The 23,858-nt window shown below is 65.4% G+C and carries 20 protein-coding genes; 9 read left to right on the top strand and 11 right to left on the bottom strand.

Features of this window, described 5'->3' with window-relative positions; genetic code table 11:
* Positions 1–198: 198 nt before the first annotated feature.
* Positions 199–3,675: an indolepyruvate ferredoxin oxidoreductase family protein gene (locus AB7290_RS32735; protein WP_085404498.1), complete on the bottom strand. Its 3,477-nt coding sequence runs from the start codon at positions 3,673–3,675 to the stop codon at positions 199–201.
* 164 nt (positions 3,676–3,839) lie between these two features.
* On the opposite strand from AB7290_RS32735, the gene AB7290_RS32730 reads away from it, so the two are divergent.
* From AB7290_RS32730 to AB7290_RS32720, 3 genes are all read left to right on the top strand, one after another.
* Positions 3,840–4,793, top strand: coding sequence for a hypothetical protein (locus AB7290_RS32730; RefSeq protein WP_085404560.1), 954 nt, complete (start codon positions 3,840–3,842; stop codon positions 4,791–4,793).
* Between the two features lie 329 nt (positions 4,794–5,122).
* Positions 5,123–5,827, top strand: coding sequence for a cysteine hydrolase family protein (locus tag AB7290_RS32725; protein WP_085404497.1), 705 nt, complete (start codon positions 5,123–5,125; stop codon positions 5,825–5,827).
* Positions 5,828–5,831: 4 nt separating this feature from the next.
* Positions 5,832–7,499 carry a regulator gene (locus AB7290_RS32720; protein WP_085404496.1) on the top strand — a complete coding sequence of 556 codons (1,668 nt, stop codon included), beginning with the start codon at positions 5,832–5,834 and terminating at the stop codon, positions 7,497–7,499.
* A gap of 58 nt (positions 7,500–7,557) precedes the next feature.
* Here the strand turns inward: AB7290_RS32720 and AB7290_RS32715 are convergent, their stop codons facing one another.
* From AB7290_RS32715 to AB7290_RS32670, 10 genes are read right to left on the bottom strand one after another with little or no spacing between them, the layout of a single operon-like run.
* Positions 7,558–8,412 carry a carbohydrate ABC transporter permease gene (locus AB7290_RS32715; protein WP_441254234.1) on the bottom strand — a complete coding sequence of 285 codons (855 nt, stop codon included), beginning with the start codon at positions 8,410–8,412 and terminating at the stop codon, positions 7,558–7,560.
* On the bottom strand, positions 8,409–9,347 hold the full coding sequence (locus tag AB7290_RS32710) for a carbohydrate ABC transporter permease (protein WP_085404495.1): 939 nt from the start codon (positions 9,345–9,347) through the stop codon (positions 8,409–8,411). Before AB7290_RS32710 ends, AB7290_RS32715 begins: the two co-directional genes overlap by 4 nt.
* A complete protein-coding gene (locus AB7290_RS32705) occupies positions 9,344–10,693 on the bottom strand; it encodes an ABC transporter substrate-binding protein (protein WP_071915996.1) in 1,350 nt (449 codons plus the stop codon). Before AB7290_RS32705 ends, AB7290_RS32710 begins: the two co-directional genes overlap by 4 nt.
* Positions 10,694–10,751: 58 nt before the next feature.
* Positions 10,752–11,531, bottom strand: coding sequence for a sulfur oxidation c-type cytochrome SoxA (soxA, locus tag AB7290_RS32700; protein WP_085404494.1), 780 nt, complete (start codon positions 11,529–11,531; stop codon positions 10,752–10,754).
* Positions 11,528–11,845: a thiosulfate oxidation carrier complex protein SoxZ gene (soxZ, locus tag AB7290_RS32695; protein ID WP_014497100.1), complete on the bottom strand. Its 318-nt coding sequence runs from the start codon at positions 11,843–11,845 to the stop codon at positions 11,528–11,530. Before soxZ ends, soxA begins: the two co-directional genes overlap by 4 nt.
* A complete protein-coding gene (locus AB7290_RS32690; protein ID WP_085404493.1) occupies positions 11,845–12,312 on the bottom strand; it encodes a SoxY-related AACIE arm protein in 468 nt (155 codons plus the stop codon). The genes soxZ and AB7290_RS32690 overlap by 1 nt, the downstream gene beginning before the upstream one ends.
* Before the next feature lie 4 nt (positions 12,313–12,316).
* A complete protein-coding gene (soxX, locus tag AB7290_RS32685; RefSeq protein ID WP_085404492.1) occupies positions 12,317–12,769 on the bottom strand; it encodes a sulfur oxidation c-type cytochrome SoxX in 453 nt (150 codons plus the stop codon).
* A complete protein-coding gene (locus AB7290_RS32680) occupies positions 12,762–14,045 on the bottom strand; it encodes an NAD(P)/FAD-dependent oxidoreductase (RefSeq protein ID WP_193560891.1) in 1,284 nt (427 codons plus the stop codon). Before AB7290_RS32680 ends, soxX begins: the two co-directional genes overlap by 8 nt.
* Positions 14,046–14,091: 46 nt before the next feature.
* Positions 14,092–16,278, bottom strand: a complete 2,187-nt coding sequence (locus AB7290_RS32675) for a xanthine dehydrogenase family protein molybdopterin-binding subunit (protein ID WP_085404491.1) — start codon at positions 16,276–16,278, stop codon at positions 14,092–14,094.
* Between the two features lie 11 nt (positions 16,279–16,289).
* On the bottom strand, positions 16,290–16,739 hold the full coding sequence (locus AB7290_RS32670) for a (2Fe-2S)-binding protein (protein ID WP_028156974.1): 450 nt from the start codon (positions 16,737–16,739) through the stop codon (positions 16,290–16,292).
* A 266-nt stretch (positions 16,740–17,005) separates the two neighbouring features.
* On the opposite strand from AB7290_RS32670, the gene AB7290_RS32665 reads away from it, so the two are divergent.
* From AB7290_RS32665 to AB7290_RS32640, 6 genes are read left to right on the top strand one after another with little or no spacing between them, the layout of a single operon-like run.
* Positions 17,006–17,260: a hypothetical protein gene (locus AB7290_RS32665; protein WP_028150121.1), complete on the top strand. Its 255-nt coding sequence runs from the start codon at positions 17,006–17,008 to the stop codon at positions 17,258–17,260.
* A 55-nt stretch (positions 17,261–17,315) separates the two neighbouring features.
* A complete protein-coding gene (locus AB7290_RS32660) occupies positions 17,316–18,389 on the top strand; it encodes a radical SAM/SPASM domain-containing protein (RefSeq protein WP_349642921.1) in 1,074 nt (357 codons plus the stop codon).
* On the top strand, positions 18,386–20,350 hold the full coding sequence (locus AB7290_RS32655; protein WP_244623184.1) for a RiPP maturation radical SAM C-methyltransferase: 1,965 nt from the start codon (positions 18,386–18,388) through the stop codon (positions 20,348–20,350). Before AB7290_RS32660 ends, AB7290_RS32655 begins: the two co-directional genes overlap by 4 nt.
* On the top strand, positions 20,347–21,507 hold the full coding sequence (locus AB7290_RS32650; protein ID WP_085404488.1) for a radical SAM protein: 1,161 nt from the start codon (positions 20,347–20,349) through the stop codon (positions 21,505–21,507). The genes AB7290_RS32655 and AB7290_RS32650 overlap by 4 nt, the downstream gene beginning before the upstream one ends.
* A complete protein-coding gene (locus AB7290_RS32645) occupies positions 21,504–22,937 on the top strand; it encodes a hypothetical protein (protein ID WP_085404487.1) in 1,434 nt (477 codons plus the stop codon). The genes AB7290_RS32650 and AB7290_RS32645 overlap by 4 nt, the downstream gene beginning before the upstream one ends.
* 22 nt (positions 22,938–22,959) lie before the next feature.
* A complete protein-coding gene (locus AB7290_RS32640; protein WP_085404486.1) occupies positions 22,960–23,799 on the top strand; it encodes an aKG-HExxH-type peptide beta-hydroxylase in 840 nt (279 codons plus the stop codon).
* Positions 23,800–23,858: the final 59 nt, after the last annotated feature.

Here is a 23,858-nt window from a genome sequence, read left to right as displayed (position 1 = left end):
GTTCAATCACAGCCGCCTCGGAGTACTGGATCGCCCGGTCAAGCCGGGCGATGACGCTGAGTGTGTGGCGAGCTCGTCCCACAATCTCCGTCATTGCGAGCGCAGCGAAGCAATCCAGGCTGCCTCCGCGGAGGGACTCTGGATTGCTTCGTCGCTTCGCTCCTCGCAATGACGTGGAGAGAGTTTGCGTCCTAACCGCTACTCCGCCGCCGCCGCAAAGCGGCTGTTCTCCAGCTCGGCTTCCAGCCGGGCTGTCTCGGCCGCTGCGAGCTTGATGTTGGCTTCCTTGACGTGGCCGAAGCCGCGGATCGTCTCGGGCACGCGGGCGAGCCGCGCCAGCAGCGGGATCTGCTCCGCCTTCAGCCCGGCCATCCGCTGGTCGATCATGCCGAGATAATCCGCGACCAGCTTACGTTCGGTCCGGCGCTCCTCGGTGCGGCCGAACGGGTCGAACGCGCCGCCCCGCAGGAACTTCAGCTTGGCGAGAACGCGGAAGGCGTGGACCATCCAGCCGCCGAATTCCTTCTTCTGAAGGTGCCCGGTCGTCTTGTCGCGCTGCGCGAAGATCGGCGGGGCGAGGTGGTATTTCAGCGTGAAGTCGCCATCGAACTTCTCCGACACCTTCTTGGCAAAGCTGCCGTCGGTGTAGAGCCGCGCCACCTCGTACTCGTCCTTGTAGGCCATCAGCTTGAACAGGTTTTTCGCGACCGCCTCGGTCAACTCGGTGGAGGCGGGCGAGACTGTGCTCTCCGCCTTGCGCACCTTGGCGACGGCCGCGAGGTAACGGTCGGCGTAGGCAGTGTCCTGATAGCCGGTCAGAAACTCCGCGCGGGTCGCGATCACGTCGTCGAGCGACTTCGTCGGCGCGGAAGCGCGGCTCTTGAACTGCAGTACGCTGCGCACGCGCGACATGTCGTGGGCGGCCAGCCGTCCCCATGTGAAGGCGAGCTTGTTCATCTCGATCGCCGCGCCGTTGATCTCGATGGCGCGGAGGAGAGCCTCCAGCGACAGTGGGATCGCGCCCTTCTGGAAGGCGAAGCCGAGCATGAAGGGATTGGTCGCGATCGAGTCGCCCATCAGGGCTGAGGCAATGCCTGTCGCGTCGATGATGTCGAGGTTCGTGTCGCCGACGGCGTCACGCAGCACGGTCTGCATCGTGCCCATCTCGAAGTCGAGATCGGGGTTTTGCACGAAGCTCGCAGTCGGCTGCAGGTCGGCGTTGATGTAGGCCTTGGTCACGCCGCGCTCGGCGCGGCTGAGCGCGGAGGGACCTGCCGAGACGATCATGTCGCAGCCGAGGATGACGTCGGCGCCGCCGGTGGTGATGCGGACCGCGGAGATATCCTCCGGCCTCCGCGCGATGCGGACATGGCTCATCACCGCGCCGTTCTTCTGCGACAGGCCGGTGAAGTCGAGCGCCGAGCAGCCGCGGCCGTCGACATGGGCGGCCATGCCGAGCAGCGCGCCGATGGTGATGACGCCGGTGCCGCCGATGCCGGTGACGAGGATGTTGTACGGCGCCTCGAGCTCGCGGGCAGGAGGCAGCGGCAGGTCGGCGAACAACTGTCCGGAATCGACCGCCGACGTCTTCAACCGCTTCAGGCTGCCGCCATGCACGGTGACAAAGCTCGGGCAGAAACCTTCGACGCAGGAAAAGTCCTTGTTGCAGTTCGACTGGTCGATCTGTCGCTTGCGGCCGAACTCGGTCTCCAGCGGCTGCACCGAGACGCAGTTGGAGGCCTGCGAGCAATCGCCGCAGCCTTCGCAGACGAGCTCGTTGATGAAGGCACGCTTGGCGGGATCGGGATAGAGCCCGCGCTTGCGGCGGCGGCGCTTTTCGGCGGCGCAGGTCTGGTCGTAGATCACGACCGTGAGGCCCTTGATGTCACGCAGCTCGCGCTGCACGGCGTCGAGCTCGCGGCGGTGATGGATGGTCGCCCCCTGCGGGAAGTAGTTGCCTTCCGGATACTTCGTCGGATCGTCCGATACGATCGCGAGTCGCTTGACCCCCTCGGCCCAGACCTGGTGCGCAATCTGCGCGACGTTGAAGGCGCCTTCGGCCGGCTGGCCGCCGGTCATCGCGACGGCGTCGTTGTAGAGGATCTTGTAGGTGATGTTGATGCCCGCGGCCGATGCCGCGCGAAGGGCGAGAAGTCCGGAATGGGTGTAGGTGCCGTCGCCGAGATTCTGAAAAATGTGCTTCTCGGTGGTGAAGGGCGACTGGCCGATCCAGTTCACGCCCTCGGCACCCATATGCGAGATTAGATCGGTGCGGCGGGTCGGCATGCTCAGGGCCATGCCGTGGCAGCCGATGCCGGCCATGGCACGGCTGCCCTCGGGCACGCGCGTCGAGGAGTTGTGCGGGCAGCCCGAGCAGAAGAACGGCGTGCGCGCGAGCTTGATCTGCGTGCTTGATGTGACGGGATTGTCGAAGGCCTCGAGCCGGGCGAGGCGTTGCTCCAGCACCGGGCTGTGATGCCCGAGCTTGCGCAAGCGTGCCACCAGCGCCCCTGCGACAATGGTCGGCGTCAGCTCGCCCTCGCTCGGCAACAGCGGTGCTCCGCGCTCGTCGCGCTTGCCGGTGACGGTCGGGCGCCTGGACGCAGCGATATTGTAGAGGGTGCGCATCAGCTGGTCTTCGATGAAGCCGCGCTTCTCCTCGACCACGAGCACGTCCTGAAGACCTTCGGCGAAGCGCCTGGCGCCGCTTTCCTCCAGCGGCCAGGTCAGTGCGACCTTGTAGATGCGCAGGCCGAGGTCCTGCGCGTCCTTGTCGGTGATGCCCAAATCGGCCAGCGCCTGGCGCAGATCGAGATAGGCCTTGCCGGTCGCGAGAATGCCGAGCCGTGCCGGCTTGGAATCGAGCACGATGCGGTCGAGCTGGTTGGCGCGGGCAAAGGCTTGCACGGCGGCCATCTTCGGGCCGAACAGACGTCGCTCGGCCTCCAGCGGCGGATCGGGCCAGCGGATGTTGAGGCCGCCAGGCGGCATCTCGAAATCGTCTGGAAGTACGATCTTGATACGCTCAGGATCGCTGTCAATCGAGGCCGAACTCTCGACGGTCTCGCTGATCGCCTTGAAGCCGACCCAGCAGCCGGAGAAGCGCGACAGCGCAAAACCATAGAGGCCGAGGTCGAGATAATCCTGGAGCGTCGCCGGATTGATCACGGGGATCAGCGCCGCCGCGAACACCTGCTCGCTCTGATGCGCCAGCGTCGAGGACTGGCAGCCATGGTCGTCGCCGGCAAGCGCGAGCACGCCGCCATTGAGCGAGGTGCCGGCCGCATTCGCATGTTTGAGCGCGTCGACCGAGCGGTCGACGCCGGGGCCCTTGCCGTACCAGATGCCGAACACGCCATCGACCTTGGCGCCGGGGAACAGGCCGACCTGCTGGCTGCCCCAGACGGCGGTCGCAGCCAGGTCCTCGTTCAGGCCGGGGACGAAGGCGATGTCGTGCTGCTGGAGGTGCGACTTCGCGCGCCACAGCGCGTGGTCGTACATGCCGAGCGGGGAACCGCGATAGCCCGAGATGAAACCGCCTGTGTTGAGCCCCTGGAGCCGGTCGCGTTCGCGCTGCAACATGGGCAACCGAACCAGTGCCTGCGTGCCGGACAGGAAGATCCGCTTCGATTCGAGCCGGTATTTGTCGTCCAGCTCGACCTGCATCAGCGTCATTTCAGGAGTCCTCGTCTCTCGTTCGGCGTGGGGGTTTGCGCTGCGGGAGGGATAGCGGCGGCGCGACGCGAATTGTGACAGTCAAGAGCATGGGCCGGCGAAGTCAATACGGCTAGCCGCATCCGTGGCGCTCCTGCTAGTCATGGCTGCCTGTGGAGGACACCATGGCTGCAAACGCATTCGACACCGAGATTACAGAGACGGCCGAGGCGCTGATCGGGCCGTGGCGCCAGCCGCGCCAGATGCTGCACGCGCAAGTCTATGACGCGCACGCCTCGATCCACGACGATGCCACCGCGCAGAAGCTCGGCTTCAAGGGCGGCACCATCGAAGGCCCGACGCATTTCAGCCAGTTCGCCCCGCTCGGCGCGCGGCTGTGGGGGCAGGCCTGGTTCGAGAGCGGTTGCCTGTCCGCGCATTACCGCAACGCCTGCTTCGAAGGCGAGGAGGTGCAGGCGATGCTATCGAAGCCGCTGCCCGGCACGAGCCAGTGCCAGATCCAGATGGTCAAGCGCGACGGCACCGAGGTGCTGCGGGGCACGGCCTCGGTCGGCGAACCGCATGCGGCGACCGCGCTCGAGGCGCGCCTCACCGAGCTCAAGCCGCTCGCCGATCCCGTGATCCTGCGCGATGTGAAGGTGGCGCAGACGAGCAAACGGCAGGCGGTGCGGATGGCGTTCGACCAGAACATGGGCGACCTCTATCCGTTCTCCCTCAGGCAAAAGCTCGCCGTCATCACCGAGAACTCGCCGTGTTATTCCGGCGCCGACAATCCTTGGGGCAGAGCGATCATCCCGATGGAGATGCTGAGCGTGTTGTTCCAGTACCGCTCCAAGGACGACCCGCTGCCGGCCAAGGGGCCGGCGGTCGGCCTGTTCGCGGATCAGGAGATCAGGCTGATCAAGGGGCCGCTCTTCGTCGACGAAGAGTACGAAATCGAGCGTGAGGTTGTCGCACTCTCCGGCAGCCGCCGCACCGAGAGTGCCTGGATTAAAACGCGCGTGTTCGGCAAGACGGGCGCGGTGGTGGCCACCATGCTGCTCAACATGGCGACGCTGAAGGATTCGTATGCGCCGTATGAGATGGAGTATCGGCAGCTGTACGGCACGGGGCGGTAGCGCTACGGCCTCCGCCGTCATTCCGGGGCGCGCGCAGCGCGAACCCGGAATCCACTTTCCTCGCGTACTGCGGCCCGATGGATTCCGGGCTCGACGCTGTCGCGTCGCCACGGAATGACGGCGAGCGAGTCCGTCGCCGCCCGCTCATCCTTTAAGCAACTGCACGTCGCAAAGCCGTCGCACAGGGAATAAGCAGGCGCCGATCGCCGGCGTAACCTTCTGAGTACGCAGCAAATTCTCTCGCGGCCTGTGCCCCACCGCTATTGTACACAATGGCACGGCGTTTGCAGAACTCCTGGCAAAGAGAGTTCTCGCGGGGGCCTTGAGTCATGTTGAGCTCGACCAAGCCGACACTGGGCGTCATCAGCGCCGAGCCCGAGCCGATCAGGCTCGACTGGCCTGCCACCGCGCTTCTCATCATCGACATGCAGCGGGATTTCATGGAGCCGGGCGGCTTCGGCGAGACGTTGGGCAACGATGTCAGCCAGCTCGCGCGCGCGGTAAAGCCGATCGGCGCGGTGCTGAAGGCGGCACGTGACACCGGCATGCTGGTGATCCACACGCGCGAGGGGCATCTGCCTGATCTGTCCGACGCGCCGCCCGCAAAAGTCGAGCGCGGCGCCCCGTCCTTGCGCATCGGCGATCCCGGCCCGATGGGGCGCATTCTCATTCGCGGCGAGGCCGGCCACGACATCATTCCCGAGCTTTATCCGCTCGACAGCGAAGTCGTGATCGACAAACCCGGCAAGGGTGCGTTCTACGCCACCGAGCTCACGGACGTGCTGGAGAAATACGGCATTGAGAACTTGCTCGTCTGCGGCGTCACCACGGAAGTGTGCGTCAACACCACCGTGCGAGAGGCCAATGACCGCGGCTATCGCTGCGTCGTCATCTCCGACGGCTGCGCATCCTACTTCCCCGAATTTCACGAGATGGGCCTGAAGATGATCAAGGCCCAAGGCGGCATCTTCGGCTGGGTCGCGGACTCAGCCGCAGTCTTGGAGGCAATGAAGACTTCGACCACACAGGGGTAGCATCATGAGCACATTGACGGGGACGGCCGGCAAATCTGATCTGAGCAAGTCCGAGTTCAAGCCGGCACTATGGACATCGGGCGACTGGAACGCGTTCTTCGGCTTCGGCACCAACATCCTCGTCAACATGCTGGTGCTCACGGGCCTGCTGCGCTTCGTTTTGAAGATGCCTGATAGTCTCGTGTTCGGCCGCATCCTGCCCGCGCTCGGGCTGATGATGTGCCTCTCCACCTTCTACTATGCGTATCTCGCCTATCGGCTGGCGCAGAAGACGGGCCGCAACGATGTCTGCGCACTGCCCTCGGGCGTCAGCGTACCGCACATGTTCATCGTCACCTTCGTGATCATGCTGCCGATCACGATCAAGACCGGTGATCCGCTCAAGGGCTGGTCGGCTGGCCTCGTCTGGGTGTTCTTCCAGAGCTTTATCCTGATGATCGGGGGCTTCATCGCGCCGTTCATCCGCAAGATCACGCCGCGCGCGGCGTTGCTCGGCACGCTCGCCGGCGTCTCCGTCACCTTCATCTCGATGCGTCCGGCGTTAGAGATGTACATGACGCCGCAGATTGGTCTCGTCTGCTTCGCCATCATCCTGGTGAGCTGGTTCGGCGGCGTGAAATACTGGCGCGGCATTCCCGCGGGCCTCGTCGCGATCGCGGTCGGCATGGTCATCGCCTGGGGCTCAAACCTGTTCGGCCTCGGTCTCGGTGGGCTGAGCGTCAAGGGAGTCGGCGACGCTTTCGCGAACTTCGGCTTCTCGGTGCCGATCCCGGCGGTGGGCTACGTCTTCTCGGGCTTCGAATTCCTCGGCATCATCCTGGTTACCGCCATTCCCTTCGGCATCTACGACCTCGTCGAGGCCATGGACAATGTCGAGAGCGCGGAAGCGGCGGGCGACGAATATCCGACCACGCGGGTGCTCACCGCCGACGGCGTCGTCAGCCTGATCGGCTGCCTGATGGGCAACCCCTTCATCAACGCCGTCTATATCGGTCATCCCGGCTGGAAGGCGATGGGCGGCCGCATCGGCTATTCGGCTGCGACCGGCATCATGGTGGTGGTGCTGGCCTGGTTCGGCATCATCTCGGTGCTGCTGGCACTCGTGCCCGTCGTCGCGATCTCGCCGATCCTGCTCTATATCGGCATGCTGATCGGTGCGCAGGCGTTCCAGACCACGCCGGTCAAGCACGCGCCCGCGATCGTGCTGGCGCTGACGCCGCATCTTGCCGCCTGGGCCAAGCTCCAGATCGACACGATGCTCGGCTCGACCATGATGGCGGCGACCTCTGTCGGCGGTCTCGCCGCCGACAAGGCCGACGCGGTCAAGGCCGCGGCGATTGCCGCGCTGCCGCAGCAGGGCGTGTTCTATCACGGCTTGGAGGTGATGGGCGGCGGTTCCATCCTCGGCGGCCTCATCCTCGGTGCGATCGGTGTCTTCATCATCGAGCGCGACTTCGAGAAGGCCTCGGCCTTCGCGCTGGTCGGTGCCGTGCTCACCTACTTCGGCTTCATGCATGGCGAAGCCGTCGGTATCGGCGGCGGCTTCGGCGTCACGCCCGCGGTGGCGTTCGCCTACGCGGTGATGGCGGCGGGACTGTTCGCGGCCAGCAGGCTCGGCGCCACCGAGCATTATGCCACCCATCCGGAGATGCACGCCGCGCCGGCGGAGTAGGCATCGGAAAACATGAAACGCAGCCGGGCGATGTCGTGTCGCCCGGCTGCTTCATTTGCTACCCGCCCTTGACCGCGCCCGCGGTCAGCCCGGCCACGATCTGCCGCTGGGCGAACACTGTGAGCAGCAGCACCGGGAGGGCGACGATCAGCGCGGCGGCGGCGAGCGGGCCCCAGCTCAACTGGTCGAACGAGATCATGTTGTAGACGGCGACGGGCAGGGTGCGCGTCTCGCGCCCGGCCAGCACGATGCCGAACACAAAATTGTTCCAGGAGAAGATCACGGCGAGGATGAAGGCGACCGCGATCCCGGGCTTGGCGATCGGCAGGGCGACGTGCCGAAAGACCTGCCACCGCGTGGCGCCGTCGATCAGCGCGGCTTCCTCCAGCTCCAGCGGCGTGGTCTCGAAATAGCCGATCATGATCCAGATCACGATCGGCACCGTCACGACGAGATGGATGATGATCTGCGGCACCAGCGTGCCGAGCAATCCGAGCCACTGGAACAGCAGGAACAGCGGGATCAAATAGGACAGGCCGGGCGTGATGCGCGCGATCAGGATCACGATCGCGGATTTGTGCGCGGCCATGCGCGCGATGCCGTAGCCGGCGGGAACGCCGACGAGCAGGGCCAGCGTGGTCGCGCCGCCGGTGACGATCAGGCTGTTGACGAAATAGGTCAGGAAGCGGTTGGAAGCGAGCACGTCGGCATAGTTCTTCCAGGCGATGCGATCGGGGAAGAACACCGGCGGGTAGGCGGCATTGTCGACCTCGAACTTGAGCGATAGCGACGCCATCCAGAGGAAGAACAGGATCGCCGGCGACACGATGACGAACACCGACAGCCACAGACCGATCCTGCCAATGACCTGACGTAGGTTGATTCGACTTGGGTTGACTTGACTTGGGCTCATGCGCCGCTCGCAATTTCGGTCCACAGCATGCGCTGGCGGGCATAGAGCATCACGGCCGCGAGGGCGACGATGAGGAGGAAGAACACCACCGCGATCGCCGAGCCGTAGCCGAGGTCGTAATAGGTGAAGGCGACGCTGTAGAGATAGATGTTGATCGTCTCCGACGCCGAGCCCGGTCCTCCCTGCGTGATCGCGAAGATGATGTCGAAACTCTTCACGGCGTCGATCATGCGGATCATGCCGGCGATGAACAGGAACGGCATGATCAACGGCAGGGTGATGAAGCGGAACACCTGCCAGAAGCTGGCGCCGTCGATCTGCGCGCTTTCATAAGGCTCGGTCGGGATGGCGGCGAGGCCGCCGAGCACGATCAGCATGACCAGCGGCGTCCATTGCCAGGTCTCGACCAGCACGAGCGAGGGAATGACGGTCGCGGGGTGGAAGACCCAGAGCTGCGCAGGTATCCCGACCAGCGACAAGAGGTAGTTCAGCACGCCGAGCTGCGGGTGGAACATCATGGTCCAGACCAGCGCGATCGCGACGGGGGTCGCCATCATCGGCATGATGAAGATACCGCGCAGAAAGCCGCGGCCGGCGAATTTCTGGTGAAACACGACGGCCGCGAACGTGCCGAGGATCAGCGGCAGCAGCACCGACAGCAAAGTGTAGACCATGGTGTGGCCCACCGCCTCGATGAAGCGGGGATCGCTCGTCAGCCGCAGATAGTTGGAGAACCCGACGAAGGTGGTCGGTGAGCCGACCTTCCACTCGTTCAGGCTCATCCAGATCGTGAAGACCCACGGGAAGATGATGATCGCGAGCACGACGACCAGCGCCGGCACCACGAACGGCCAGTAGGACGGCGGCCGCAATTCCTTCTCCGGCGCGGCATCGGACCGTGCCGCGGCCGGAGTCGATTGTGTCAACGCACTCACGCTTTTTCGCTGCGCTCCAGGATCGGCCGGTACTGATCGTGAGCCTTCTTCAACTCGGTCGCGGGATCGGCGCCCGATAGTGTCGAGGTGAGGGCCGCGCCGACGAGATCGCGGAATTCGGCGACCGGGATCACGACGGGAAGGCCGAGCTTGCTGATCTTGGCGGAATCGATCACCGACTGCAGCCACTCCTTGGGCATCTTCACGCCGTTCTGGACCTCGGGATCGCCGAGGATCGAGTTGCGGAACGGGACGCCGCCGCCGGCCTGCAACAGCCGCGCGCCCTGCTGCTTCGAGACCGCCCACTGGCAGAGCAGATAGGCGGCTTCCTTGTTCTTGCTCGCCGCGGCAATGCCGATGCCGTCGCCATAGGTGGCCGAATATTGCCCCTTCGGTCCGGCCGGCACGACGGTGTAGCCGACCTTGCCGACGACGCGCGAGGCGGCGGGGTCCTCCAGTGGCGGCGCCCAGCCGACGCCGTCGATCCACATCGCCGAACGTCCTTGCGTGAACGAGGCCATCGACTCCATCCAGTTGAAGCCGGCGACGCCTGGCGGGGCGACCTTCGTGAGGAGCGTCTGGTAGAGCTTGGTCGCGGCTACAGCCTCTGGACCGTCGGTCAGGATGTTGCCCTTGGCGTCGAGGAATTCGCCGCCATAGTTGAGGAAGAAGTTGGTCCACAACGTCATGTTGGCGTTGCGTAGGCCCCGTCCGACAAAACCGTAGGTGCCTTCCTTGGTGTCGGTCAGTTTTTCGGCGGCCGCGACCATCTCGTCGAGGGTCTTGGGGACGGCGACGCCCTTCTTCTGGAACAGCTCCTTGTTGTAGTAGAGGATGAAGTAATCGACCGACCAGGGCAGCGACAGCATCTGGCCCTTGTCGTTCTTGGCGTATTGCAGGCCGGCGGCCGAGAAATCGCTCTCGACGAGATCGGGTGCCGTCAGCGTCGGATCCTTCATGAAGGGCGTCAGGTCGGCGAGCCAGCCCCCCTTTTCGAACTGCCGCTTCTGGACGTGATAGCTGAGATGGACGACGTCGAAGCTCGGCCGGCCCGAGGTCAGCTCGATCACCACTTTCTGGCGCTGCTGCTGCTCCGGGATCTGTTCGGATTCCACCTGGATGCCGGTGAGCTCGGTGAACTCCTTGATGTTTTTTTGCAGGTTGTCGCCGCGCGGACCCTTGGCGAGGATCACCTCCAGCTTGGTCCCGGCGTATTTCTTCCAGTTGACCTCGGCGCGTGCCGGTAGTCCGGTCAGGCTGAGCGCGCCAGCCGCGGCGGTCCCCGTCAACAGCGTGCGGCGCGAGATGTTATGGTTGGCCACGTCAAATCCCTCCCTCTGATTCATTTTCTTTGGGAGGGATACTAACGGCCGTGCCACGCCTGCCTAGTCCTAATCTGGGGACTCAGGGACGCACGGCAGGCGTCTCCATCGGCAGGCCGCGCGCCCGCGACATCAGGTAGAGTTCAAGCGCGACCAGCTCGGGCGCGCCGTAATCATAGGCCTGGGCGCGTACGCCGGTCATGCAACTGCGCAACCTTCGCTCGATCGACCCCAGCGTCTGCCACTCCAGGCGGTAGAGCGGATAGCCGGTCGGCTGCCCTTGCGTGATCGGCGCGCCCGCAAGACGCTTGTCGAAATTGTCGTCGTGGCAATTGGTGCAGGCGAGGTTGAGCTGGCCCTCGCGCCGCATGAAGAGGTCGCGGCCCTGCGCCACGAAAGGCTTCAGTTCCGGATCATCGCCAGCCGTGATCGCGACGCCACGGGACTGGTGTGCGACGAAGGCGGACAGCGCCAGGAGGTCGCGGCTCTCGTAGGGCAGCGCCGGCGCCTGCTGATGATTGGCACGGCAGAGGTTGATGCGCTGGTCGAGGGTGACGGGGCGCGCCAGCGCCTTGTCGAAGGCCGGATAGCGCGCCGCGATACCCTTCATGCTGGTCGTTGCATCGCCATGGCAGTCCGCACAGGCCTTGTCGGCGCTGCCGGCCTTCTTCGCCCAGAGCGCCTCGCCGTCGAGCACGAAAAGCATGCCCGGATTGGACGTGTCGTCATCCTGCATCGCGCGCGTGTCCGGCCCCATGAACGAATAGCCGGAGCGGCGCGCGTCCGGCGGAATTTCGCCGGCGAGCAGGGCAGGGGCCGCGGCCAACAATGTTGCCGCCGCTATCGCGCGCCAAAAGATCATTCGACCGTGATCGAGGCCGATGCGGTCGACGAATAGCCGTTGTCGCCGATCCATTCGAATTCGAACTTGCCGCTCTCCTTCGCGACCGTGAAGAAGGAGAGGTATGGGTTGGCCGCGATCGCCGGAAACAGGTCGGCGCGGAAAACTTCGGTGCCATTGTAGCGGCATGTAAAACTCGTGATGATGTCGCGCGGCACCAGCGCGCCGTCCGCGGTGTGGCGGAAGCCGGTCTCCATGATGTGCGAGGTCAGCGTGCGGATCTCGATGACATCGCCGCGTTTGGCCTTTGCCGGAACGTTGATGAGCGCGGCCATCAGTTCATCTCCTCGGTACAGGCGGCCAGCGTCACGACGATGTCGGCGGCGACCTGCCAGAACGTGTCATCGGACATGCGTGCGATTGCCACCACCTTCTGGGTGTCGGCCAGCCGCATGCGGGTCGAGACCTGGGCGCGGCCGGAGGAGGGGTTGAGATAGAAATTACCGATGTTCGGCTGCGGGTTCTTCTCGTTGAAGACGTGGATGCTCTTGACGTAATCGGTCGCCGTCATCGGGCTTGCGACGCTCACCGTCACCGGCACGGTGTTGCCGTTCTCGACCAGCGGCGGAATGTCGAGCTTGACTTTGCCGGTGTGAATCTGGGCTTCGCCGACGACGTTGCGGATCGCGGTGCTGAGCATCGCCGGCGTCGCTTCCAGCGGTCGCAACGTGACGATCGGGATCGTCCCGGCGACCGTCGCGCCGCCTGCAATACTCAGGAATTGTCGTCGCGTGGTTGGCATGAAGCTAGTTCCGAAGCGTTACAAGAAAGGCTACGATGTCTTCGATCTCCGCGGCGGATAATATCGGCTTGCCGGCAAAATTGCGCCCGACCCGGACCAGCCCGTCGTTGCGATAATAGGACGGCATGATGGTCTGCGGGTTGTAGCGCGATGCATCGACCAGCCGCAGCCGCAACTGGCCAGCCGACCACCAGTTCCCGGTGCCGGTGAGATCGGGTGCGAGGTCACCCTGGAACCGCGCCTCCGGGAACGGACCGGAATGGCAGAGGATGCAGGTCGTGGAACGCACCACCACCAGCGCGCGTCCGCGCGCGGGATCGGCCGGCGCGCCCGTGAGCGGCTCGGGGATGGTGTCACCGATGATTTTGTAGCGCACGAGCTCGTCGGCTCTTGCGCCGCAAGCCAGGGCAAGGCCGGCGGCGATCAGCGCCGCGATATGAAGGAATGCTCTAGCCAAAGGTGTCTGCCGTGATGGTTTGAAACCAGCGCTCGGCTTCAGCCGCCTCGCGGGCGCGGAGCTCGCGTGGTGCATCGACCGGGCTGGTCGCGCCGCCTTCGACCTCGGCAAAGATGTCACCCCTGGGCTGGTAGTTGCCGGCGAGCGAGAAGCCGTAGCCGGGCGCGGCGGTTGTATAGCAGACGCCGGTCAGCCGCGGCGTCTCCGGCGCGCGGCCCACGAACAGGTTGACGATGGCGGCGGCGCAGGCCTTGCCCTGTGCGCTCGCGGCCGAGGCCGATTTGGGAATGCCGCCGCCGAGGCAGGCATCGCCGATGACGTGGATGTTCGGGACGAGCTTCGACTCGAAGGTCACGGGATCGATCGGGCACCAGCCGGTCGCATCCGCCGCGCCCGCGATCTCGGCGATGCGGCCGGCGCGTTGCGGCGGGATGACGTTGGCGACATCAGGCGTGTAGTTGCCGAACTCGGTGATGATGGTCCTTGTCGAAGGATCGACCGAGGTGACGCGACCGCCCTGCGACAGCGCGATGCGCTCGATCATGTCGCCATAGAGCTCCTTCCACGCCTTCTCGAACAGCCGCTGCTGCGAAAAATTGTCCTTGGCATCGAGGACCAGCACCTTCGAGCGCGGCTTCTTCGTCTTCAGGTAATGCGCGATCAGGCTGGCGCGTTCGTAGGGCGCCGGCGGGCAGCGCGAGGGATTGGCCGGGATCGCGATGGCGACCGTGCCGCCGTCCGCCATTGCCTCCAGCTGCCTGCGCAGCAGCAGAGTCTGCGCCCCGGCCTTCCAGGCGTGCGGCATTTTTTCGGATGCCGCTTCGTCATAGCCGGGCAGGGCCTCGAAATGGAAGTCGATGCCAGGGGAGAGCACGAGACGGTCATAGGGCAGCGCGACGCCGTCGGTCGTCACGACGCTGCGCCGCTGCGGCTCGATTGTGGTCACGGCCTCGCCGATCACGGTGATGCCCTCGGCGGCGAGCTTGTCATAGTCGAATTGCTGCGCGTCGATCTCACGCAGGCCCGCAATCACCTCGTTGCTGAAGGGGCAGGAGGTGAAGACCGCGTTCGGTTCGATCAGGATGATTTGCAGGTTTTCCTGCGCGCGTTTCAGCGCGCGGGCGCAGGCCGCGCCGCCAAAGCCGCCGCCGACCACGACGATACGTGCTGCCGATTGCGCACGCAGGACCGATGGCCGCGCCAGCGTTGCGGCGGCCGCGGTGATGCCGAGCACGGCATTCCGCCGTGTCACCGGGCGCGTGGTCATCAGGATCATCCAGGCAAAAATGCCGCGGCGGCCGTTGCAGCCGCCGCGGCGTTTCTCAGGCGAAGGTGATGTTCTGGTCGCGCAGCGGCACCGAGCGGATGCGCTTGCCCGTCGCCGCGAAATAGGCGTTGAGCACCGCCGGCGCCGCGACGCCGATGGTTGGCTCGCCGACGCCGCCCCAGAACCCGCCGCTCGGCACCATCACCGATTCCACCTTCGGCATCTCGTTGATGCGCATCGAGTTGTAGGTGTCGAAGTTGGTTTGCTCGATCTTGCCGTCCTTGACGGTGCAGCCGCCGTAGAACAACGCGGACAGGCCATAGACGAAGGAGCCGGCGATCTGCCGCTCCACCTGCGCCGGATTGACGACGTAGCCGGGATCGGTGGAGGCGACGATGCGATGCACCTTGATCTTGTTGCCGTCGGTCACCGAGATTTCGGCGGCGCCGGCGACATAGCTGCCATAGCCCATGACCTGCGCAATGCCGCGATAGACGCCCTGCGGTGCCGGCTTGTCCCAGCCGATCTTCTCGGCCACGGCATTGAGCACCGCCAGATGCTTGGGATGATTGCCCATCAGCTTGCGGCGGAATTCGAGCGGGTCCTGGCCTGCGGCCTGGGCCAGCTCGTCCATGAAGCATTCCATGTAGATCGCGTTGTGATTGACGTTCACGCCGCGCCAGAAGCCGGGCGGAACGTGCGGGTTGCGCATCGCATGCTCGATCAGGAGGTTCGGCACCGAATAGCCGAACGCGGCTTCGCCGGACTGGGCGACGCCCTGGAATGCGGCCGGATCCATACCGTTCTGCAGCGCTTCGGGGCGCAGCGAGAACAGGATTGACTGCCCGGACAGGCGGTAGTGCAGCGCGACCAGATTGTTGTTGGCGTCGAACGCGCCGGTCATCTTGCACTGGGTGATCGGGTGATACCTGCCGTGCGCCATGTCTTCTTCGCGCGACCACAACAGCTTGATCGGCGTGCCCGGCATCTGCTTGGCGATCATGACCGCCTGGCGGACGTAGTCGGTCTGGCCGCGCCGGCCGAAGCCGCCGCCGGGCATCACCTTGTACATGTCGCACTTCTCAGCCGGCAGGCCGGAGGCCTCCAGCACCGCCGCGAAGACGGCCTCGCCGTTCTGCGTGCCGCACCAGACCTCGCATTTGTCGGCCGTGTAGAGCGCGGTGGCGTTCATCGGCTCCATCGTGGCGTGGTTCTGGTAAGGGTAGTTGTAGACCGCTTCGACCTTCTTCGCTGCGCCGGCAATCGCGGCTTTGACGTCGCCGTTCTTGTTGCCGACATAGGCCGGCTGCGAATCGTCGAGGCCCTCGGCCAGCCACTTCGCGATCGACTCGCTCGAGACCTTGGCATTCTCGCCCTCGTCCCAGACGATCGGCAGCGCTTCCAGCGCGGTCTTGGCGTGCCACCAGGTGTCGGCAACGACCGCAACCGCGGTGTCGCCGACCTTGACGACCTTCTTGACGCCTTTCATGCCGGTGATCTTGGCTTCGTCATAGCTCTTCAGCTTGCCGCCAAACACCGGGCAGTCCTTGATCGCGGCGTTCAGCATGCCCGGCAGCTTGACGTCGATGCCGTAGATCATCGTGCCGGTGGTCTTGTCGGCGGTATCGAGCCGCAACAGGCCCTTGCCTGCGATGGTCCAGTCCTTGGGATCCTTGAGCTTCACGTCGGCCGGCGGCGTCAGCTTGGCGGCGGCTTCGGCGACCTTGCCGTAAGTTGTCGTCTTGCCCGACGCCTTGTGGGTGATGACCCCCTTGGCGACGGTGCATTCGGAGGCCGGCACCTTCCACTCATTCGCGGCGGCCTCGATCAGCATCACGCGCGCGGTGGCGCCGCCCTTGCGGACATAGTCTTGCGAGCTGCGGATGCCGCGGCTGCCGCCGGTCGAGAAATCACCCCAGACGCGCTTGCGGGCGACGCTCTGGCCGGGAGTCGGGTATTCGGTCGTGACCTTCGACCAGTCGCATTCGAGTTCCTCGGCGACCAGCTGGGCGAGGCCGGTGAGCGAGCCCTGGCCCATCTCGGAGCGGGCGATGCGGATCACGACGGTGTCGTCGGGCCTGACCACGACCCAGGCGTTGACTTCCGGCGAGCCGTCGGCCGCGCGGACCGCGGCGGGGCCACCGAAGGGGAGATCGAGCCCGATGGCGAGGCCGGCGCCGACAGCGGCGGTGCCGATGACGAAGGCGCGACGGTTCATCTTGGGAGAAACATGCTTGTTCATGGGGCGGCTCCTCAGGCGCTGGCGATCGTGTGGATCGCTTCGCGCACCTGCTGGAAGGTGCCGCAGCGGCAGATATTGGTGATGGCTTCGTCGATATCGGCGTCGGTCGGCTTCGGCTTTTCGGCGAGGAGTGCGGCCACCGCCATGATCATGCCGCTCTGGCAATAGCCACATTGCGGAACGTCCTTGGCGATCCAGGCTGCCTGCACCTTGTGCAGCGTGTCGCCGGATGCGAGCCCCTCGATCGTGGTGATCTTCTTGCCTTCGGCCTCGCTGACCGAAATCCCGCAGGAACGGATGGCGACGCCGTCCATGTGAACGGTGCAGGCGCCGCATTGCGCAATGCCGCAGCCATATTTGGTGCCGGTCAGGCCGGCATTCTCACGGATCGCCCAGAGCAGCGGCGTATCCGGCTCGACGTCGAGCGTGAAGGTTTTTCCGTTGATTGTTAGGTTTGCCATCGCAAGTCCCCTGATTGGCCCAATCCACCGATCGGACTCAGGGCGCAATGTGTCTGGCAAATTGGAACTGTTCAAATCAATAGTCCGAGGGGTGGCCAACAGCGAGGCTGGCATGCGCGGGGAAGAATGTCGGGAGCGCGGTGTTGCGTTGTGAACGGCGGTGCAAATCCGCAGCCTTTGGTCGCATCGAATTCGTTTGACTATCTGAGGGTATTGTACAACCTTTGGTTTGATGGATCATTAGTCCATCCTAAGGGAGAATCGCCATGGGCCGCATCGTCACGATCGATCTCGAAAAAGTTCTCGCGTCAGGTAACGATCTCAAAGCCAAGTCACCGTCCGGACTCACTACCCACGCCGATCTGCTCAGCCTCGCCAGCGACGTCAGCAAGGACCCGGTCTCCTATCTGAGCAGCGTTGGCGTACAGCTCGACGACCAGACGGCGTCGATGCTGCGGAACAAGCTGGCCACGCGTAGCGGCGGCGTACAGGCCGGTACGATCCATATCGACATCCTCTGATCCCGCATCTGCAGATCACGATGGCCGGCTGACCGGTTCGCCGGGCAGCCGGGATATGGGGTCGTCGGCCATGGCGTTCGGCGCACAATTTTTATTCGATTTCCGCGCGGCCAGGGTGACGCCTACCAATCTCGTTCTGAACGTCACTCTGAAATGCCCGCTCAAATGTTCGCATTGCTGCTTTTCATCTGACATGTTTCACGGCGGGCACCTGTCCGCCGCGGACGTTCATCGTTGTATTCAGCAGGCCGCACAGATCCCGTCGATGGAGATCATCCATTTCGTCGGGGGTGATCCGATGCTGCATGCGGATATCGTTGCCGACGCCGTGGCACTGGCCGCGTCGCTGGGCTTGCGCGCGGGCATCACCACGAGCGCGTTCTGGGCCAAGTCGCCCGCGCGCGCAACGGCGGCTGTTCGGCAATTGCGCGCGGCCGGGCTCACCGAAATGACGTTGTCTTACGACGATCCCCACGCCGAGTTCGTGCCGCTGAATTTCATTGCCAACGCGGTCGCCGCTGCGCGCGAATGCGGCCTGCTGCTTCGGATCGCCGTGGTGGTCGAGGCGGGTTCGAAGATCACCGCCGCCAGCCTGCGCGCCGATCTCGGTCTTCAGGACGAGCCCGGCATCAACATCTATGAGACCGTCGCCAACTCGACCGGTCGCGGCGACGGCACGGACGAGGACACGCAGGCGGGCCGCGTTCACCACGCCTCCGCCTATCGCGGTCCCTGCGAGTCCGTTCTCCACACCGTCACGGTCGATCACGAGGGCGGCATCCGGCCCTGCTGCGGCGTGCTTCCCCATTACGACTCGCTGAAGGTGGGCCACATCGCGAAGGAAGGGATCGAAGCCGCGATGCAGGCGGCCGCGGACGATCCGCTCTACAGATGGATCAGGCTGGAGGGACCCGTCGCCATCCTCGCCGCAGTCACGGCCGCCGATCCCGTGCCGATGCGCGTTGAGGATTTCGACGGCATCTGCACCGCCTGCGACCGCATCTTCCGCTCGCCAGAGCTGCTGGCGCGCGTGCGCGAAGCCGCCGAGGCGCGCCACGGCCAGATCGAGACCTGCGAGATCCTGCTGGACGGACAAGCCGCATCTGCCAACCTCGTGGCCGCACAATGAGCGTCGATGTCCTCTTCTGCTCGGCGCCGGTGATGTCGGTGGTGCGGCCGTCGGCGGCGCTCGGCCTGTTGCAGGCCTTGCTGCGGCAGAAGGGCATTCGGGCCGAGACGCTCTATCTGAACCTGCTCTTCGCCGACCGCATCGGGCTCGATCTGAACGAGCAGCTTGCGGAGAAGTTGCCGAGCCATCTCCTCGCCGGCGATTGGCTGTTCGGCGATTGCCTGGGCACGCGGCCCGGACGGCCGCAGGCGCAGCGCCACCTCAGCGAGCTCAGCGCCGCCATAGAGCGCAAGGGGCTGGACCAGCTCTACGAGATCCGCCGCAACCTGATCCCGTCCTTCGTGGCGGAAGCGGCCGACCGGCTGCTCGAACGCACCCCCAAGATCATCGGCTTCACCTCGATGTTCGAGCAGACGGCCGCTTCGCTGGCGATCGCGGCCGCGGTCAAGGCGCGTGATCCGTCCGTCGTCGTCTGCTTCGGCGGCGCCAATTGCCATGGGCCGATGGGCGCGGTGCTGCTGAAGAACTTTGCGCAGATCGACTATGTCTTCAACGGCGAGGCCGATACCGTGTTCGGGCCGGCCGTCGAGGCAATCCTGCGCGGCGAAGAGCCTCGCGGCCTACCGGGATGCCTGTCCCGCGACCAGCCGGCTGCTGGCGCAGCAGCCGGTCCGACCGCGATGGATGCGCTGCCGATCCCCGACTACGCCGACTATTTCGCGCAACTGCCCTGGATGTCTGAAGCTGCGCGCGTGCGTCCCTCGATTCCGTTCGAGTCCTCGCGCGGCTGCTGGTGGGGGCAGAAGCACCATTGCACGTTCTGCGGCCTCAACGGCGAGGGCATGGCGTTCCGGGCCAAGTCGGCGCCGCGCGTGCTCAGCGAGATCGAGACCCTGCATGCGGAGTTCGGCATCGGCCGCTTTGCCGCGACCGACAACATCCTGGGCATGTCCCATATCGAGGGCGTGCTGGGCAGGCTCGCCGAACGCCCGGCGCACGGCTTTCGCTTCTTCTACGAGATCAAGGCCAATATGGACGAGGCGCAGCTCGAGAAGCTGGCGCTTGCCGGGACGGTCTGGTTGCAGCCCGGCATCGAGAGCCTGTCGGATCCGGTGCTGCATCTCATGCGCAAGGGTGTGAGCGCCTTGCTCAACCTGCGCCTGCTGCGCAATTGCCGCGAGCTCGGCGTCGGGCTGGTCTGGTCGATCCTGTACGGATTTCCCGGCGAGCCACGCGACGCCTACGACGCCGTCGCCAAGATGGTCCCGCTGCTCGAACACCTTCAGCCGCCGGTCGGCTGCGGCCGGATCCGGCTCGACCGGTTCAGCCCCAATTTCGAGCGCGCCGCCGAGATCGGATTCCGCAACGTCACGCCGATGCCGGCCTATGGCGCGATCTACGATGTCCCTGACGAGGATCTCTTCGATCTCGCTTATTTCTTCGAGGGCGACGCACCCGATGCCGCGCGCGAGCAGGATCTGGTGTCGCTCAAGGCCGCGAGTGCGGCCTGGCGTGCGCGCTGGTTCGATCAGCCCTTTGCGCCGCAATTGACGATGACGGCGGTCGGCACGGCGCATCTCGTCAGCGACACCCGGGCATGCGCGCTCCAGCCGTTCTATTGTCCGACACCGGCCGAGATCGCCGTGCTCAATCTGCTGCGCAATCCCTGCACGCGACTGAGCGTCATTGAACAGCTTGCCGATCGTTTGGATGCGGCATCAGTCGAGGCCGCACTGGATGCGATTCTGGCGCGACGGTTTGCGATCGAGATCGACGGCAGAGTGTTGTCGCTCGTCACCGAGGCCGGCCGCGAGATTTTTGACGCCGACGCCCGTGCCGAATTTCCGCTTGGATTCGTTTTGCCACGCGAGCGTATCGCCCCGCCGGAAGAAAACGGGTTGCACGTGGCCCTGATGAACGCCAGCGATGAACCGGCAGGCCTCGAACGGGTGCAGCCATGACCGTCGAAGTCCGCCCCCTCGGCGACAAGTGCAACATCAAGTGCCGCTACTGCTATCAGGAGGGCATCCGCACCGCCGGCAACGTGCCGACGCGTTACGATCTCGACGCGATCATGGCGACGCTGGACAGATTGGCGGAACCCTTCAGCCTGTTCGGCGGCGAGATCATGCTGACCCGCCGGCCCGATCTCGAACGCCTGATGCAGCTGGGCTTCGACCGCCATGGCGGCGTCGGCATGCAGACCAACGGCACGCTGATCGAGGAGCGCGACATCGAGCTCTTCAGGAAATACCACGTGCGCGTCGGCATCTCGATCGACGGGCCGGGACCGCTCAACGATGCTCGCTGGGCCGGCAGCCTGGCGGCGACGCGGCGTGCGACGGCGCGCATCGAGGCGGCGATCGAGACGCTGTGCCGGGAGGGCATGCCGCCAAACGTGATCGTGACGCTCAACCGGATGAATGCCGCGCCGGCTCGGCTCGGCGTGCTGTGCGAGTGGATCGGGTTTCTCGGTAGCCTCGGCGTGCGCAAGCTGCGCCTGCACCTGCTGGAGCAGGACGAAACGGAAGGGGGCGAGGGTCTCGCGCTCACCGCGCAGGAGAACCTTGCGGCCTTGAGGCGACTGCGCCGGCTCGAACAGGAGCTGCTGTCAGTCCAGTTCGACATCTTCGCCGAGATGGCCGCGATGCTTAGGGGCGATGACGCGCAGACCTCATGCGTCTTCCACGCCTGCGATCCCTATGCAACGCGCGCCGTGGTGGGCGTCGAGAGCGATGGCCGGCTCGGCAATTGCGGCCGCACCAACAAGGATGGCGTGACCCATCTGCGTGCCGGCCGCGAGGCCTTCGAGCGCCAGCTCTCGCTTTACCGGACGCCGCAGGCCGATGGCGGATGCGAGGGGTGCCGGTTCTTCCTGGCGTGCAAGGGCAATTGTCCGGGCACCGCGATCGACGGCGACTGGCGGATGCGCTCGATCGATTGCCCGGTGTGGTTCGGCCTGTTCGAGGACATCGAGACCGAGCTTCAGGCGAACGATGAGGTCGCGATCAGCCGGTTGGAGCGCCGGTCCGATCTCGAAGCGAAGATGATCGCCGCCTGGTCGATCGGCGACAATCCGACCCTGCATTCGTTGCTCCAGCAGGCGGACGCACCATGACGTCCGCCTGGCCGACCTGCTGGCTGACCTGGCCCCGTCCTCCGCTCGCGGCCGCGCCGCGGGAGCCAGCCGTCGCCAAGGCAGCGACTCAGCGCATCAGCTTCACCGGACCGCAGGCGCGCGCGCTCTGGCAGCCGCGTCTGGATCGCCTCAGGCATGCGGCGCTAGCGATCGAATTCGAGATGGTGCGCCGGAAGCGCATCCCGGCCACGCTGGTGTGGACTGGCTATGATGGCATCGACGCCCTGACCGAGCGGGCGCGCGCGATTGGCCTGGAGGCCAAGCCGGTCAAGGCGTCGCTTGGCTATGCCGTCGACTGGCCGCTTGAGGCATCGATCGCCGAACCGAAGCGGCTGCTCGACTATGCGTTCCTGATCGGCGCCGCGCCGCTCGACACATCGATCGCCGAGCCGGCGGCGGACGGCCAGGAGCAGGCGGCGATACGGTTCGGCTATCCCGCATGCTGCGCAAGATCCTGGGCGGACCATCTTCGGCGTGGCGGAAGCGATCCGTTGGCCGGCATCCTCGCGCGCGAGGAGAAAGCGGCCGTGCCTGCCCATGTCGCGCTCGCGGTTCTGGGACTGGGGCCGGTGAGACACGGGCCTTGTTCTGCGGACTGTTCCGCTACGCGCGATCGTTCGCGTGAGTTCATCGATCTCGGCCGCCAGCTGGGATTGGCCGCGGAAATGAGTTGGCTCGAAGAGATGGCGGATTGGACGGTGTGTGCGTCGTTTGTCAATGGCGTTGCCGAGATTGCGACGGCCACCTTCCGCTGCACATGGCTGTCCGATGAGGGCACACCGTCGCATCGGCGGCCTCGTCAACGCGCGGCGGCGACGCACCTGGACAAGCGAAAGGCCGCAGCGGTCGAGCCCGCGGACAGCGCCGATATCCTCACCGAACTCGGCGGCGGATTTGAAGCGGCCGGTTTCGAAAACCCCTTCGCCATGCGCTCGCGCTTCAGCACGGTGGTCTGGGAGCAGACCGCTGCGCTGCGCCGCGCGGGATCGGCCGTGCATGTCGGATGCGGCGATGGATTGCTGCTGGAATTGATCGCGCAGACGAGGCCAAAGCTGAGATTATACGGTGCCGAGGAAGATGCCGCGCTAGCTGAAGCCGCGCGCCGGCGCCTCGGTGCGTCATTGCCGGTACTCGGCGGGACCAGCATCGCGGCGATTGCGGCGCTGTCGCGTCTTGCACCTGATGGCGTCGACCTCGCTTTCGTCGATGCGGAACGGCTTGGCGGCCGCGAACCGCTTGCCGCTGTCCGCGCGATCGCGAAATCGGTGATCGTGATCGGCACCGACCGATCGCTGCACCGGCTTGGGGATATGGACACCCTTGCGGCATCGATGGGATTTGCCTTGCTGCCTGGACGCGCAGGGCGCGTCTCCGCGGCCCTCTCGACGACGAGTGGTCGTCCGCACTGACCGGTTCGAAGGAGAGATCGCCATGGACGCGACGTCGATTGACTGGGAACGCACGGCACGACCGCAGGCCGACGGCCACGATACCGCCGTCGCCCTCGGCCTGATCGACACCGAGCCGACGCCGTGGCGGCCGCTGCCGCCGCAGCGTCCCCCGGTGAACGGTGCGCCGGCCATTGCGGATGGCAGGGTTGCCCTGCGCACGGAGGATCCGCTGCTGCCGGCGCCGCGGTTTGTCCCCGACGCGCAAGCCATCCGGGCGCTGGAGCAGGCGCTGCACTACGTCCGCCGCTGGCCGCTCGCTGCGAAACAATGGCCTGATATCGTGCACACCATCCAGTGCTATCACGACACCGAGCAGCCGACCGAGGGGCCCGGTCGGCTCGGCTCGGCCAGCCACTCGGTCGACGCGCGGTTCGGCGTCATCGGCCTCACGGTCAATTGCCCGCTCGCGACCGCGCAGGCGATCGTCCATGAAATGGCCCATCACAAGCTGAGGGCATTCGGCGTCGCCAACGAGAATGCGATCCGGATCATCAGCAATCCGCAGGACGAGCTCTATCCCAGCCCGATCGTGGTCGACCGGCCGCGTCCAATGACCGCAGTGCTGCACGCACAATATTCGTTCATCCACGTCACCCAGCTCGACGTGCACATGCTGGAGCAGGAAGACGACCCGCAGGTTCGCAGCGACATCCGCGCGCTGCTCGCGCGCAATGCGTCGCGGATGGAGCAGGGGTTCGAGACGCTGCGGCAGCACGCCCGCACCGATGCGGCCGGCCGGGCGTTTCTCGGCGCGTTCTTCGCCTGGTGCAGCGACGTCCTGGCGAGCAGCCGGAAGATGCTTGCCAGCGAGCGCGGCTGATTGCCCGCTCTGCCCAGGACCGGGTTCCAGCCCTAAACGCCAGATACGCGGTTTGAGAC

The organism is Bradyrhizobium sp. 613_E4_N2_2 (assembly GCF_052075995.1).
In the GTDB taxonomy this organism is placed as follows: Bacteria; Pseudomonadota; Alphaproteobacteria; order Rhizobiales; family Xanthobacteraceae; genus Bradyrhizobium; species Bradyrhizobium barranii.
This window is presented reverse-complemented; position numbering and strand designations above follow the sequence as displayed.

Coding starts and splice junctions, on each gene's coding strand:
- AB7290_RS32735 (WP_085404498.1), bottom strand. CDS start 3,675: ATGACGCTGATGCAGGTCGAGCTGGACGACAAATACCGGCTCGAATCG.
- AB7290_RS32730 (WP_085404560.1), top strand. CDS start 3,840: ATGGCTGCAAACGCATTCGACACCGAGATTACAGAGACGGCCGAGGCG.
- AB7290_RS32725 (WP_085404497.1), top strand. CDS start 5,123: ATGTTGAGCTCGACCAAGCCGACACTGGGCGTCATCAGCGCCGAGCCC.
- AB7290_RS32720 (WP_085404496.1), top strand. CDS start 5,832: ATGAGCACATTGACGGGGACGGCCGGCAAATCTGATCTGAGCAAGTCC.
- AB7290_RS32715 (WP_441254234.1), bottom strand. CDS start 8,412: ATGAGCCCAAGTCAAGTCAACCCAAGTCGAATCAACCTACGTCAGGTC.
- AB7290_RS32705 (WP_071915996.1), bottom strand. CDS start 10,693: ATGAATCAGAGGGAGGGATTTGACGTGGCCAACCATAACATCTCGCGC.
- soxA (WP_085404494.1), bottom strand. CDS start 11,531: ATGATCTTTTGGCGCGCGATAGCGGCGGCAACATTGTTGGCCGCGGCC.
- soxZ (WP_014497100.1), bottom strand. CDS start 11,845: ATGGCCGCGCTCATCAACGTTCCGGCAAAGGCCAAACGCGGCGATGTC.
- AB7290_RS32690 (WP_085404493.1), bottom strand. CDS start 12,312: ATGCCAACCACGCGACGACAATTCCTGAGTATTGCAGGCGGCGCGACG.
- AB7290_RS32680 (WP_193560891.1), bottom strand. CDS start 14,045: ATGATCCTGATGACCACGCGCCCGGTGACACGGCGGAATGCCGTGCTC.
- AB7290_RS32675 (WP_085404491.1), bottom strand. CDS start 16,278: ATGAACAAGCATGTTTCTCCCAAGATGAACCGTCGCGCCTTCGTCATC.
- AB7290_RS32670 (WP_028156974.1), bottom strand. CDS start 16,739: ATGGCAAACCTAACAATCAACGGAAAAACCTTCACGCTCGACGTCGAG.
- AB7290_RS32665 (WP_028150121.1), top strand. CDS start 17,006: ATGGGCCGCATCGTCACGATCGATCTCGAAAAAGTTCTCGCGTCAGGT.
- AB7290_RS32660 (WP_349642921.1), top strand. CDS start 17,316: ATGGGGTCGTCGGCCATGGCGTTCGGCGCACAATTTTTATTCGATTTC.
- AB7290_RS32655 (WP_244623184.1), top strand. CDS start 18,386: ATGAGCGTCGATGTCCTCTTCTGCTCGGCGCCGGTGATGTCGGTGGTG.
- AB7290_RS32650 (WP_085404488.1), top strand. CDS start 20,347: ATGACCGTCGAAGTCCGCCCCCTCGGCGACAAGTGCAACATCAAGTGC.
- AB7290_RS32645 (WP_085404487.1), top strand. CDS start 21,504: ATGACGTCCGCCTGGCCGACCTGCTGGCTGACCTGGCCCCGTCCTCCG.
- AB7290_RS32640 (WP_085404486.1), top strand. CDS start 22,960: ATGGACGCGACGTCGATTGACTGGGAACGCACGGCACGACCGCAGGCC.